This is a genomic window from Algoriphagus iocasae, assembly GCF_014206875.1.
Lineage (GTDB): Bacteria > Bacteroidota > Bacteroidia > Cytophagales > Cyclobacteriaceae > Algoriphagus > Algoriphagus iocasae.
The window spans coordinates 560,107-573,557 of record NZ_JACIJO010000003.1; the positions used below are offsets into that span (position 1 = coordinate 560,107).

The following is a 13,451-nucleotide window of genomic DNA, read 5'->3' on the forward strand; positions in this document are numbered from 1 at the left end:
GGAAGTGCCTAATTATCCTTTGGTTAGCATTATAGCGATAGCCTATAACCATGAAGAATTTTTGGAAGAGGCATTGGATAGCATTATTTTCCAATCCTATCTGGAAATTGAAATAATCATCGTGGATGCATGCTCCAAAGATCAAAGTGTCTCTAAAATAAAAGGCTGGATCAATAGAAATCCTCAGGCCAAAGTCAAAACGATTTTTCAGTCCTCAACCAAGAAAATCACCGAAAACGCAAACGATGCTTTAAAATTGGTTGAAGGTGAATATTATCAGATTTTAAGCTGTGACGATGTTTTGATGCCTCAAAAGATCAAAGATCAAGTAAAAGTATTCCAAACATCTGATGAAAAACTTGGAGTTGTTTACTGCGATGCAGAAAAGATAGATAAGAAGAGTCAGGCTTTAAAAGAACCTACATTTTTTCAGGAAAGAAATTGGACTTCTTCTTCTCAATTACCTTCGGGAATGATATTCCCTATACTCCTGATGGATTATTTTATTACTGCTCCGACAGTATTGGTTAAAAAGGAATTTGCGTTGAAAGTCGGTGGCTATAACCCAGAATCCATGATGGAAGATCTGGATTTGTTTTTAAAGATGGCCCAGCAATTTTCGTTTAAGGGAATCCTGGAAGTTGGAGTCAAATACCGAGTATTAGAAACTTCTTTATTAAGATCAACGGATCCTTTCTACAGGCAATCCACAAGGCTGAAAATCTATTCAGATTATTTGGATCAAAAAGGAGAATGGGATCGATTTATCACACACCAATTCCTTATAGCTCATAAGACTAAATCATTTTTCCTAAAGATGATTTACTCCCTTCAGCTAGCCATACAAAAATTACTAAAATCACAGTTTAAAAAGCATTATTAACCTTTCTATGACCATCAAAAGAAAGGTTTTATTCATTTTACCCGAGATATTGGGGCCTGGTGGACAAGAATTAGAAAATATAGGATTTGCAAAGTGTCTTCATTCTGATCCTCGATTTGAAGTTGCTATTCTAAATTTTTATTCCCCATTCCAAGTAAATGAATTAGAAAATCTTCCAAAATTAGACTGGGATTTACCTCAGCTAAAGCAGGTGGTTTTCAATAAGAAATTTCTGAAAATCTGGATCAAATCAGGCTTTAGGTTTGATATGAGTCTGGGCAATTGCTTCAGAAATTTTCCTGAATTATTCGACTTTTGGTTGATTGAAAAACTTCAAGGATTTGACCTTTGCTTTACTGGAATCAGTCCCACCAGACTGCTACCTCATATTTTGAGACTTTGTGTTCAAAATAGAGTTGCTTTTGCCTATCATGAGTCTTCGATTTTCCATCCAAAGAATGATCATTTCTATCGATTGATGGAGGGGAATGGTTCTTTTTTGATTTCTGCTCAGGCTAAAGAAGAATACCTTTTGGAAAATTATCCCAAGGCTGATTATTCCATCATCAAGCAGTGGATTTATTTGGGTCAAGAAGAATTTCTTAAAATCCCTCCTAGAGTTCATAGCCCCATCAAATTTGGATATGTAGGGAGAATGGATTTGGGCAAGAATCTTCAAGTGATTTTAGAGGCTGTAGAAATATTAAAGAAAAAGGATCTTGCTTTTGAATTTTTATTGTTTGGCGATGGACCAGAATTAGCCAATTTGAAAGCTTTTGCCAAAGATTCAAATATTGAAGACAGGGTTAATTTTAGAGGCAGTTTTCCTTTTGAGGAAAGGCATCGCTGTTTTTCTGAAATAGATGTATTCGTAATGACCAGTACTTTTGAGGGTGGCCCTTTGGTTATTTTGGAAGCAATGGCTGCAGGAAAGCCAATCATTACAACAAAAGTAGGGGATGTTCCTAACCGGGTTTTTGAAGAGCAAAACGGATACGTCTTGCCAGTCGATTGTTCTTCATCCTCTTTATCCCAGGCTATGGAACATTATTTAAACAATAAGGAGGAAGTTATCAAGCAGGGTGAAAAAAGCAGGGAACTCTTTTTAAATGAATTTGAAGAAGAAGGCTGTGAAGAACTCTTCAAGAAAAGTTTACTGAAAATCATTAGGTCAAAAAATTACTAGTGAATAAGAATATTCTATTTGTAATTCCAGATGGGGTAGGGATCAGAAATTATCTGTATTCTGATTTGTTTCTCCATTTGAATCAACAAGGGTTTCATATCCATTTGATGCATAATCTAGAAAGTCAGATTTTAAATTATGTAAAAAATGAAAGAGGAATTGATTTCAGCGATGAACCTTTAAGAAAGGTAACAGAATCCAGATTTCAACAATTTCTGCGTGAAACTTCCACCTATGCAAGGCTGAAGCACAATTCCAAACTAAAGCAAAATCCAACCATCTTGACCAATTGGTTTAAGGTTAGAAATAATCCTTTGAAAAGGGTATTTCAAAAAACGACAGAACTTGCGAGTACTACCTTATCCAACTATGAGGGCATCAAATATCTGGAGGAAACCAATAGACTGAAATGGCGCCGAAGTTTGGCCTACCAAGAATTCAAATCAGATATTCAAAGAATCAAACCTGATTTAATCTTTATCACCCATCAACGGGTTGCAACTTTAGAACCGCTATGTTTGGCAGCCTCTGATCTGGGGGTAAAAACAGTGACAGCAATTTTTTCTTGGGACAATCTTCCAAAGGCAAGACTTCCCCTTCGTACGGATCATTACGCGGTTTGGTCTGAATACATGAAAAATGAACTCTTGGAATATTATCCAGAGATTCCAGAAAGCGCCTTAGCTATTGTTGGAACGCCTCAATTCGATTTTCATTTTCAGCCTGAGTTATTGGAGTCGAGAGAAGATTTTGCCGCAAAGTATGGTTTGGATACTTCTAAAAAATGGATCCTCTTCTCTGGAGATGATGAGTTGACTTCTCCACATGATCCAGATTATTTAAGTGACGTTGCTTCTGCTTTGGAATCTAATCCTGAAGTTTCAATTCTTTTTAGGCAAGTTCCGGTATGCACAGTAGAACGTTACCAAACTGTATTGGATCGGTTTTCCAATATCAAACATATTCCTCCCAAATGGGAAAAAGGGGCTAGTTGGATGTCCTTTTATCCACTTTTCGAGGATATAAAACTCTTGATGAACCTCTGTCAGCATTGTGAGTTTTCTGTGAATATTGGATCCACTATAGGATTGGACTTTTCTTATTTTGATAAGCCAACAGTTTTTTTGGCTTATGATACTGTGGAAGATAAAAATTGGAGCACTGATGTAGTTTATAAATTTCAGCATTTCAGATCCTTCGAAGGGTTGGATGCGGTAGTTTTCGCAAAGGAAAAATCTAGCTTATCATCTCTCTTGAATCAGGTGTTGGAGAAGCCAGAGGCTTTTTCCACCCAAAAGCATCTTTGGAGAGACAAGATTGCCTCAAATAGAAAAAAGAACCTTTCCTCCAAACAAATTACAGCATTTTTGGAATCTATTTTAGTGGAAACAGAGGCTGTTCAGGAATAGAAAAATCAACTCATTAAGAATATAGAAATGCATATTTGCTTTTTGACCAGCGAATACCCTAAAGCAGGATTCCCTCATGGAGGAGTAGGGACTTTTCTCCAAATCTTGGCAAGGAATCTTGTTAAGCATGACATACGTGTTTCAATAGTCGGTCTAAACTATACGGATGAATACGAGGAGGCAATCGATGCGGGAGTACACATTTTTAGACTTAAGCCTAGAAAAGTAAAACCAATAACATGGTATCTTACTTTTCAAGCTGTTAATTCCAAAATCAGGGAAATTCATAAGAAGCATCCCATCTCCATTGTCGAATCCACAGAATTGGGTTTGGCTTTCATAAAAAAGATTTCTGGAATCAAGTATTTGATCAGAATGAATGGAGGACATCATTTTTTCGCTGAATCTGAAAATAGACCTATTGATCCATGGAAAGGGTTTCAGGAAAAACGTTCATTTAAAAAAGCAGATTTGGTTTTTGGGGTAAGCGAATATGTAATCAATCATACCGCTAAATATTTGGACTTCGCTGAAAAAAAAGGACCAGTTATATACAATCCTGCAAATCTGGAGCACTTTTATAAAGCGGATCCAAAAAAGATTATACCTGGTAGAATATTTTTTGCTGGAACCGTTTGTGAGAAAAAGGGGGTGAGACAATTGATTTTGGCCTTCCCTAAGATCAAGGAAAAATTTCCGGAAAGTGAATTGTATATCGCGGGAAGAGACTGGTTCTTTCCGGATGGCAGGTCTTACATTCAGTATCTGAAAGATTCACAGATTCAAGGTTCGGTGAAAGATTCCATTAAATTCTTGGGGCCTGTCGCAAATCATGAACTTCCAAAGTTTATGGAAGAAGCAGAAATTTGTGCTTACCCTTCTCATATGGAAGCGATGCCTCTTGCTTGGATAGAAGTTTTGAGCATGGGGAAGGCATTTTTGGGCTCTATTTTAGGTCCTGGTCCTGAAGTTGTAAATGATCATGTGACCGGAAGGGTTTGTGACCCAAGGGATGTAAAAAGTGTGGAGACTGTATTACTGGAAATGCTTTCCGACAAGGAAAAAAATCTGAAAATGGCTGAGGCTGCCAGAAAAGATGTTTTGGAACGCTATTCAATTGATAAGCTAGTGCATAAAAACATAGACCTTTTTAGGCAAGTAGTATCCAGATGAATTTTTTGATTCTTTCGCATGTTCACCATGTCAAAAAAGGCGGAAGATTTTTTGCTTATGGCCCCTATGTTAGGGAAATGAATATTTGGACCAAGTTTTTTACTTCTGTAACCATTTTGGCACCTTTAAGCCAAGATCGGGAAATAAATCCCATTGAAATTGCCTATGAGCATAACAATATCAGATTTATTCCTGTAAAAGAAATCAATTTAACTTCTTGGAAGGGTAGGTTTCAAACCCTTGTTTCATTACCAGGCATAATAGCGAAAATCATCAGTGCTATGAGGTCCACAGACCATATTCACCTTAGATGTCCTGGGAATATGGGTTTGCTAGGAGCTATTCTCCAATATTTTTTTCCATCCAAAAATAAAACAGCAAAATATGCTGGTAATTGGGATCCTGAAAGTACGCAACCTTACACTTATAAACTGCAGAAAAAACTGATTTCAAATCCGGGATTTGCTAAAAAAATGAAGGTTTTGGTATATGGTGAATGGCCTCACCAAAGCCAAAACATTGTGCCTTTTTTTACATTTTCTTATAGTGAAAATGAACCTCAAATAGGCTTCAGAGAGCCATTGAGCTCCGAGAATAAGCTTCAATTGCTTTTTGTTGGCGCATTGGTTTACGGAAAAAACCCTCTTATGGCAGCTGAAGTGGCAAGAATACTGAAGGCACAAAACCTGAATTTTAAATTGACTTTTTGTGGAGAAGGTGATCAAATGGAGCCATTACGCCAATTTGCAAAGGAAAATAATCTTACTGAGGAAGTGGAGCTTTGTGGAAACTTGCAAAGTGAAGCTTTAAAAGAAAAATATAAAACCTCCCACTTTTTAATATTTTTATCAGATAGTGAAGGCTGGCCAAAAGTTGTAGCTGAATCCATGTATTTTGGTTGTCTTCCTATTACTACTCCCGTATCTTGCGTCCCATATATGTTGGGTAATGGAGAAAGAGGTGATTTGGTGGGAAAAGATCCAAATGAAGTTGTCAAAAGGATCAATTATTATTTAGAAAATCCTCTGGATTTTGACAGAAAATCAAAAAATTCAAAAGAATGGTCCAAAGCTTTTACCAAGGAAAGTTTTGAACTAGAAATAAAGAAGTTAATAACTAATGTATAAAGAAGGAACCTATTTTTCCGATACCAAGAGGCACTTGGAAGATTCAGATTTTAAAGTAAATGCTATTCTTAGAATTTTAGACCCAGTACTTAGCAAAAACAACTTAAAGATCAATTCTTATGCTGATGTAGGCTGTGGTGCAGGAGGAGTTCTTTTAGGGATTTCAGAAGCTTTTGCAAAAAATGGAAATATCCTGAAAGAAGTAAAAGGATATGATGTTTCCCCTCATGTTAAAGACATGAAAGTTGAAAATGTCGTTTTCGAACATGGAGATTTTGTGGAGATAGGAACCAATACAGATCTGATCACACTGACTGATGTTTTTGAACATGTCCCTGATCCTGTAAATTTCATTAAAAATGTATCTAAGAAAGGGAAAATAATAGCTTTCCATATTCCTTTGGATGACTGCGTAAGTGTAAATCTGAGAAATCTTCAAAGGCAAAAAATTCAAAACCCTGGGCATTTGATCTTCTTAAATGTAAACTCCGCATTAAATATGATAACCATGGCCGGTTTGCAGATTTTAGATTATGATTTTTCCAAAGAAACGATCAAAGCCCCATCCAATAATGAAACGTTGCTTCAAAAGCTATTTACTCCTGTTAAAAGGCTAATGGTAGCATTGAATCCTTGGCTTTATTCCAAGATTTTTGGGTTTAGCCTAGTTGTTGTCGCTAAAGCAAATTAATGGTAACTACCTCATTTGACAAACCCAAAGTTTACCAATTGGTTGATTCTCTTAGTTTAGGAGGCACAGAAAGAATGTCTGTGAATATCGCTAATAGTCTGGCTGAGATGGGGATTGAAAGTGGTTTGGTTGTGACTAGAGAATCTGGTGGATTGGAGCAATACCTAAACCCATTAGTCAAGAAAAAAATCTATAACAAGAAAGGAAAGCTTGACCTTTTTACCTTCTATAAAATCCTGAAGTTCTTAAAGTCAGAAAACCCGGAAGTATTGCACGCGCATCAGACCTCTATTTTATGGGCGGTTTTATTAAAGAAATTCCTTCCAAAAACTAAATTGATTTGGCACGACCATTTCGGGATGAGCGAACAATTAGATCAGTATCCTAGAAAAGAAATGGACTGGTTGATTTCCTCCATTGATTCCATCGTCACGGTAAATAAAAAAATTGAAAAATATTGGAAGAAAAGATTTCCTGAAAAAAAGAACACTGTCTTTTATATTGAGAACTTTTCAGGAAAATTGATTTCTGTCCCTACAAGAAAATTAGAGACTGAGTTTAAGATTTTAAACATCGCAAATTTCAGGAGACAGAAAGACCAAATTACCCTTCTAAGAGCCTTGGGAGGCTTAAAAAATAAGATTGGAAAATTTAAAGTCTACTTTTTAGGAGAATTTGTGGAGAAGGATTGGCTTGCAGAAGTTCGGGATGAAATCAACAAACTTGGTTTAGAGGACTCCACAGAAATTGTAGGTCCTGTAGATAACATTACCCCATTTATTGAAATGGCCCACATCGGTATTTTGAGTTCAGAATCTGAAGGATTGCCAGTGGCTTTATTGGAGTATGGAATGGGCGCTTTGCCAACTGTTGCGACCGAAGTGGGGCAATGTGCTGATGTACTTGGAAATGGAAGTTTTGGTGAAATAGTTTCTCCAAAATCCCCGGAAGAGTTGCAAGAAGCTATTTTGAAAGTATTCAATAATTACCCTTTTGCTGTGGAGAAAGCTTTTAGACTACAGAAACATACCGAAGAAAATTATGGGGCAACAAATTTTATGAAGAAATATCTTCCTGTAGCTTTGCCGGGATTTAAGATTAAATCAAGCAGTCCCTTGCCAGTATGATAAAAACGATTATCACATCGAAATCTAGATTTGCCTGGGTCATATTCCATATTCTTTTGGGGATCGCATCAGCAATTACTCCTTTTGGGTTAATTGCCTGGTTTTATATCGTCTTTATATCTTCATTTTTTTTGGTGATTAGGAGTAAATCCATTTATCCATTTTGCCTCTTTATTGCCTACCTTACATCTTTTGAACTATTGGCAAGGATGTCTCAAACATCCCCTTTCATTCCATACGAACTCGGTAAGTATTTACTCTTTTTTATGTTATGTATTGGGGTTTATAAGTTTAAATCAAAAAGTATTATAGGCTTAGTGATGCTGGCCTTACTGATCCCTTCTGCATTTTTTGACAGATCAGGGGAGGTTACCAGAAGTTCCTTGATATTTAATCTGATGGGGCCAATTAATGTGGCCATGGCCATCTGGTTTTTTCAGGGTAAAACAATTTCAAAATTGCAGTTGATCCGATTGTTAAGGATTAGTTTATTGCCTTTGATTTCAATTCTTGCTTCTACCATTTTCAAAACCCCTTCCTATAACGATTTGGAATTTTCCCTAGGAGCAAATTTTGCAACAAGTGGAGGAGGAGGATCCAATCAAGTATCCACTGTATTGGGATTAGGAATGTTTATTTCCTTTATTTTCCTAATCAACAAATGGAATTTGACGGGCTATAGACTGACTGATTTTTTATTATTCTTCCTTTTCGGATTTCAAGGGCTATTGACATTTTCAAGAGGAGGAATTCTTGGAGGTGCTTTGGGGATGATGATTGTCGTTTACTTTGTGATCAAGACCCCAAAAAAGAAAAAGAATTTTTTCCGATTACCCAATCTCGGCAAAGCCTTTTTGCTTTCTATATTTTTGATAATGATTACTTTCCAATTGGCTGATAGTCTGACAGGTGGTCTATTAAGTCTTCGATATTTAGGGGAAACGGAAGGGACTTTGGCTGGAACCAAAGAGAAATCACTTAATTCAATAACCACTGGTAGGGTAGATATTTTCTTAGAAGATATGGAGCTTTGGGCTGATGCCCCTATACTGGGTGTAGGCGCAGGAGCCTCTTCTTATATGAGAAATTTTAGCCACTTTTATTTATCCCACGTAGAGATGAGTCGCCTTTTATCAGAACATGGGATTTTAGGATTGCTCTATTTCGCTTTACTTCTTTATGTTTTGATTTTGGTATTGTTGCGAAAACAAACGCCAATGGAAAAAGGAATCATGGTGGCATTTTTTGTCATCGCATTATACACCACTTTTCATGCTGCGATGAGGACCTATCTCACTCCGCTTTTTATAGGTCTAAGTTTGATTTATGTAAAACCATCAAAGCCAAAAAAGCAAAGGCCCAAAGGAGTAAAAAAATTGGAGCCCTTAGTTTCTGAACCAATTCCCGCTACCTAATGGTAAACATTCTTGATTTATTGAAGCTTCAAAAATACCCTATTGAAGCTGCTCAGAAAGAATTAACCTACCTTCAATCTTTATCCAAAGATCAATTTGAAGACTGGAAAAAGAAAAAAGCCTGGGATACAGTAAAGTTTCATTTTGACTATAATCCATTGTATAAAAAATTGGTTGGAAAGCACCTGCCTGAAAGATGGGAAGATTTGCCAATCGTTAAAAAGAAAGATGTACAGTGTGGTTTTGATGAAAAGTTAAGCGAAGGATTACTTAAGAAAGACCTCCATTTTGGGAATACTTCTGGCTCTTCAGGCATTGCCCTGAAATTCGCGAAAGACAAGTATTCCCACAGCATGACTTGGGCTTTGATTTTAGATAGATACCGAAAGATTGGATTTTCTCCCAATGATTTTCAAGCAAGATTTTATGGGATCCCTTTAGGATTTCCCCATTATCAAAAGGAGCGATTAAAAGATAAATTGATGAACCGATTCAGGTTCGTGGTTTTTGATTTTTCTGATGAAAACATGGAGCGTTTCATAGATAAATTCAGAAAGAGCAACTTTATCTATACCTACGGATACACTAATTCCCAACTTTTTTTTGCTAGGTATCTGGAAAAGAAAGGAATTGTTCTAAAAGAAATTTGTCCAACCTTGAAAGGGACAATTGTAACTTCTGAGCAATGTACAGAAGAGGATAAGTCATTTCTGGAAAAGCAATTTGGAATCCCAGTCTTTAACGAATATGGGGCTTCTGAATTGGAATTTTTAGCTATGAGCGACCAGAACGGAACAAGGTGGCTTTCCTCTGAAACAGTTGTGTCCGAAGTTGTCAATGACAGTTATGAGCTTGTCAAAAATGGTGAAGGAGGGAGTTTGATTTTCTCAAATATCTTCAACAAAGCAATGCCATTTATAAGGTATGAAGTTGGAGATATTGGAGCAATAAAAAAACATGATGATTCCATTCTTGACGAACTAAGTCAATTAAATGGGAGATTAAATGATAACATCGTTCTTCCCTCAGGTAGAAAAGCACCTGGATTTACGCTTTATTATATTTCAAAACACTTGACTTCTTCTTTGGGATATCTCAAAGAATACCAAGTGAGACAACTAACCAGAAACTGTTTTGAAATTGATCTGGTGATGGATCAGGAACTGGATGAAAAGACAATTAAAGCAGTGAATGAAGCATTTGAACTTTACATAGAAAAAGGATTAAAGCTAAAAGTGGAGAAGGTGGATAAAATCAACCGGGAAAAATCCGGAAAGTTGAAGCAATTCATCACATTTTTGGAAGACGGTAAATCATGAATATCCTATACTTTTATCAGTACTTCTCCACCTCCAATGGTTCCTGGGGAACGAGGGTTCATGAATTTACAAAGGAGTGGGTAAAAGAAGGACATCAAGTAACTGTTGTCACAAGTGTTTATTCCAAATCTGATATTTCAGCCTCTAAATTTATTGAGACAAAATACTACGAAGGAGTAAAAGTGATTATCATCAATGTAAGAATTGATAATAGACAACCTTTTTTAAAAAGGATTTTTTCATTCCTGGCCTATTCATTTATTTCCTGTTGGTATGCTTTGACATATTCTTGTCAGGTAGTCATAGCTTCAAGTGGCCCCATAACAGTTGGTTTACCCGGATTGTTGGCAAAATATTTTAGGGGAAGAAAGCTGGTTTTTGAAGTGAGAGACTTATGGCCGGATGGAGCTATTGAATTAGGTATAATTAAGAATCCGATCCTAAAAAAACTCTCTCTTGCGTTTGAAAAGTTTTGCTATAAATCCTCAAGCCTGGTAGTCGCTTTATCCGAAGGGATGAAGTCTGAGGTTTTAGCTAAATCGCCCAAAACAAAAGTAATTTCCGTTACCAATGCGGCGAATATTTCTTTGTTTTCTACCCCAGTTCAATTTCCAGAAGGCATGCCGGTCAAGCCATACCAATATGCGATTTACACAGGGAATATCGGTGAAGTAAATAATTCACTTTGGCTCTTGGAAGCCGCAAGGGTACTTCAGGTTAAGGGATTAAAGGATGTTAAGATTTTGATTATTGGAGAAGGTCAACAAAGGGAAATAATTGACGAGGCAATACAAAATGAAGGTTTAGAGACTTTGGTTCGTCTGGGATTAATGCCAAAATACAAGCTTGTTCCATTGATTCAGCATGCCATGGTTTCATTGGTTCCATTAAAAGGAACTAAGATTTTGGACACATCATCTCCTAACAAATTTTTCGAATCCTTATCTGCCGGAGTTCCAGTTATTCAAAATACCCAAGGGTGGATGAAGGACTTCTTGGAAAAAAACAAAATTGGTTATACACTTTCTCCAAATGATCCGAACCAGTTAGCTGATCTGTTACTTTATCTTAAGGATCACAGAGAAGAATTGATTGAGATGGGGAATAGATCAATGAGAATAGCCAAAGAGGAATTTGATGCGGATTTCCTAGCAAGAAAAATGCTTGCAGGAATTGAAAAGACTTGTCAATGAGAATACTTTTGACGGGAGGAACTGGGTTTTTAGGCTCCTATATCTATAAAGCCCTTAGCAATAATCATGAAGTGATAACTCTTGGGAGATCTGAGAAAAACAGCATTCAGGCTGACTTCAATAAAGAACTTCCTACATTACCAGTGGTGGATTGGGTTATTCATGCTGCCAGTCCAGCTCATTTTATTCCTAAAACAGCAGCTGAAAAACAATCATTTTTTGATGTCAATGTAATTGGGACAGAAAGGCTACTGAATGGATTGACAGAGATACCAAAAATCTTCGTTTACATCAGTACCGTGGCTGTTTATGGATTAGAGGAAGGTGAAATGATAAAAGAATCGGCCCCTCTTAATGCTGATACTCCATACGGGAGAAGCAAAGTGGAGGCTGAAAATATAATACAGGATTGGGCCAGGGAAAATGAAGTAAAGACATTTATTTTTAGGCTTCCACTAGTGGTTGGCGAAAATCCGCCGGGTAACTTATCTGCTATTGCCAAGGCAATCAAGAAAAAAATATATTTCAGAATAGGGAAGGGAGAAAATAAAAAATCAATGGTTTTAGCAGAAGACGTCGCTTACCTGATTCCTCAATTAGAAGATAAAAAACCTGGTATATATCATTTATGTGACCCTCACCCTTCTTGTTTATCAGAAATAGACTCTTCGATTGCATCCCAGTATGCTTTTAAGGTGAAAACTTTACCAGACCTCCCAATTACATTGGCTGCTAAGATCGGAGATCTTATACCCTTCTTTCCTATAAATTCATTGAAAGTTAAAAAGCTATCAAATACACTGACTTTTGATACAGGTAAAGCAATCTCGGAGCTTGGTTGGAAGCCAAATAGTGTTCTTGAATTTTTGAAAAACAATACTATTACTTCATGAGAATTTTATTTCTGGGAGAAACTTATAGAGCCGATGCCATCAGTTGGATCAAAGGTGTCGAAATGAATCTAGGAGTAAAATTGGAAACTCGAGAACTTCCAAAAGGAAACTCAAGGATTTTGAGGATGATTTCAGCGCTTGGTTTTTTTGTGAATTTGCTAATGACCAGATTTTCTAAACAATATGATTTGGTCCTTGCAGAACGTGCTACCAGCTATGGTTTTTTCTCCTTGTTTGTTCATACCAAAAAGAGAGTAATTGCACAACAGGGTATAACTGATGTTTATCCAGAAGGAGGCATTTCTGGATATTATAAAAGTATTCTTCAAAGACTTGCATATAAAAATGCGGATTTGATACATGCTTGGGGGCATGTGATGACTTATGCTATGTTGGAATCAGGAGCAAGTCCACACAAAATTATGGTATTGCCGAAAGGAATCGATCTGGGAAAATATCATTGTCCGGAAAAGAGGGAATTGGCACCAGCTTTTATTGTGACTAGATCTTTATATGATTTATATAGGCATATCGATATAATTGAGGCGGTGAAAATTCTTAAGGACAGGTCTATAAATATCCAAGTGTACATAGTAGGAGATGGTCCTGAAAAACCCGAAATACAATCATTAATCAATAAGTATGATCTTGAAGAGGTGGTATTTCTAAAAGGGCATATTCCAAATACTCAACTTCCTGGATTGATGGATTTATGTCGATATTATGTTGCAGTCCCTACTACTGAAGGTGTTTCTAGTTCATTGTTTGAGGCAATGGCCTCAGGCTGTTATCCAATCGTGACAGATCTTCCTGCTAACCAGGCTTTTATAAAAAATAAAATAAATGGGCAACTTGTAAGTCCCTGCAAACCATCAGAATTGGCAGATGCAATAGAATCAGCTTTAATAAATGGGAACCAGGTTGATACAGCTTTGACAGAAAACAGAAAGTACATTGAAGATCATGTAGATCACCAAAAAAACATGAAAATCATTACAGATAGATATAAGACCTTAATGCAAATAAATTAAAACC

Annotated in this window: 12 protein-coding genes; all 12 read left to right on the forward strand. The window is 36.7% G+C overall.

All coding sequences use genetic code 11. The features are described 5' to 3' along the window. Window positions 1-4 precede the first annotated feature (4 nt). The 12 genes from FHS59_RS16725 to FHS59_RS16780 all read left to right on the forward strand — a co-directional run bounded on the left by FHS59_RS16725 (window position 5) and on the right by FHS59_RS16780 (window position 13,447). Window positions 5-883, forward strand: a complete 879-nt coding sequence (locus FHS59_RS16725) for a glycosyltransferase family 2 protein (protein ID WP_184496516.1) — start codon at window positions 5-7, stop codon at window positions 881-883. 7 nt (window positions 884-890) lie between these two features. After that, window positions 891-2,069 carry a glycosyltransferase family 4 protein gene (locus FHS59_RS16730; RefSeq protein WP_184496517.1) on the forward strand — a complete coding sequence of 393 codons (1,179 nt, stop codon included), beginning with the start codon at window positions 891-893 and terminating at the stop codon, window positions 2,067-2,069. After that, window positions 2,069-3,478 (forward strand): hypothetical protein, encoded by a 1,410-nt coding sequence (locus FHS59_RS16735; protein WP_184496518.1) that lies wholly within the window; start codon window positions 2,069-2,071, stop codon window positions 3,476-3,478. Before FHS59_RS16730 ends, FHS59_RS16735 begins: the two co-directional genes overlap by 1 nt. Before the next feature lie 27 nt (window positions 3,479-3,505). Continuing rightward, the gene (locus tag FHS59_RS16740; protein WP_184496519.1) at window positions 3,506-4,651 is read left to right on the forward strand and encodes a glycosyltransferase family 4 protein; all 1,146 of its coding nucleotides are present in this window, start codon (window positions 3,506-3,508) and stop codon (window positions 4,649-4,651) included. Beyond that, entirely contained in the window at window positions 4,648-5,778 is a 1,131-nt protein-coding gene (locus FHS59_RS16745; RefSeq protein WP_184496520.1) for a glycosyltransferase, read from the forward strand. The genes FHS59_RS16740 and FHS59_RS16745 overlap by 4 nt, the downstream gene beginning before the upstream one ends. Then, window positions 5,771-6,469: a class I SAM-dependent methyltransferase gene (locus tag FHS59_RS16750; protein WP_184496521.1), complete on the forward strand. Its 699-nt coding sequence runs from the start codon at window positions 5,771-5,773 to the stop codon at window positions 6,467-6,469. Before FHS59_RS16745 ends, FHS59_RS16750 begins: the two co-directional genes overlap by 8 nt. Then, window positions 6,469-7,596 carry a glycosyltransferase gene (locus tag FHS59_RS16755; protein ID WP_184496522.1) on the forward strand — a complete coding sequence of 376 codons (1,128 nt, stop codon included), beginning with the start codon at window positions 6,469-6,471 and terminating at the stop codon, window positions 7,594-7,596. Before FHS59_RS16750 ends, FHS59_RS16755 begins: the two co-directional genes overlap by 1 nt. A 209-nt stretch (window positions 7,597-7,805) precedes the next feature. Continuing rightward, window positions 7,806-9,011, forward strand: a complete 1,206-nt coding sequence (locus tag FHS59_RS16760) for an O-antigen ligase family protein (protein WP_184496523.1) — start codon at window positions 7,806-7,808, stop codon at window positions 9,009-9,011. Further along, complete coding sequence (locus FHS59_RS16765) at window positions 9,011-10,330, forward strand: phenylacetate--CoA ligase family protein (RefSeq protein WP_184496524.1); 1,320 nt, start codon at window positions 9,011-9,013, stop codon at window positions 10,328-10,330. The genes FHS59_RS16760 and FHS59_RS16765 overlap by 1 nt, the downstream gene beginning before the upstream one ends. After that, window positions 10,327-11,523 (forward strand): glycosyltransferase family 4 protein, encoded by a 1,197-nt coding sequence (locus FHS59_RS16770; RefSeq protein WP_184496525.1) that lies wholly within the window; start codon window positions 10,327-10,329, stop codon window positions 11,521-11,523. Before FHS59_RS16765 ends, FHS59_RS16770 begins: the two co-directional genes overlap by 4 nt. Beyond that, window positions 11,520-12,416, forward strand: coding sequence for an NAD-dependent epimerase/dehydratase family protein (locus FHS59_RS16775; protein WP_184496526.1), 897 nt, complete (start codon window positions 11,520-11,522; stop codon window positions 12,414-12,416). The genes FHS59_RS16770 and FHS59_RS16775 overlap by 4 nt, the downstream gene beginning before the upstream one ends. After that, on the forward strand, window positions 12,413-13,447 hold the full coding sequence (locus FHS59_RS16780; protein ID WP_184496527.1) for a glycosyltransferase family 4 protein: 1,035 nt from the start codon (window positions 12,413-12,415) through the stop codon (window positions 13,445-13,447). Before FHS59_RS16775 ends, FHS59_RS16780 begins: the two co-directional genes overlap by 4 nt. Window positions 13,448-13,451 lie beyond the last annotated feature (4 nt).

Coding starts and splice junctions, on each gene's coding strand:
- FHS59_RS16730 (WP_184496517.1), top strand. CDS start 891: ATGACCATCAAAAGAAAGGTTTTATTCATTTTACCCGAGATATTGGGG.
- FHS59_RS16740 (WP_184496519.1), top strand. CDS start 3,506: ATGCATATTTGCTTTTTGACCAGCGAATACCCTAAAGCAGGATTCCCT.
- FHS59_RS16745 (WP_184496520.1), top strand. CDS start 4,648: ATGAATTTTTTGATTCTTTCGCATGTTCACCATGTCAAAAAAGGCGGA.
- FHS59_RS16750 (WP_184496521.1), top strand. CDS start 5,771: ATGTATAAAGAAGGAACCTATTTTTCCGATACCAAGAGGCACTTGGAA.
- FHS59_RS16755 (WP_184496522.1), top strand. CDS start 6,469: ATGGTAACTACCTCATTTGACAAACCCAAAGTTTACCAATTGGTTGAT.
- FHS59_RS16760 (WP_184496523.1), top strand. CDS start 7,806: ATGTCTCAAACATCCCCTTTCATTCCATACGAACTCGGTAAGTATTTA.
- FHS59_RS16765 (WP_184496524.1), top strand. CDS start 9,011: ATGGTAAACATTCTTGATTTATTGAAGCTTCAAAAATACCCTATTGAA.
- FHS59_RS16770 (WP_184496525.1), top strand. CDS start 10,327: ATGAATATCCTATACTTTTATCAGTACTTCTCCACCTCCAATGGTTCC.
- FHS59_RS16775 (WP_184496526.1), top strand. CDS start 11,520: ATGAGAATACTTTTGACGGGAGGAACTGGGTTTTTAGGCTCCTATATC.
- FHS59_RS16780 (WP_184496527.1), top strand. CDS start 12,413: ATGAGAATTTTATTTCTGGGAGAAACTTATAGAGCCGATGCCATCAGT.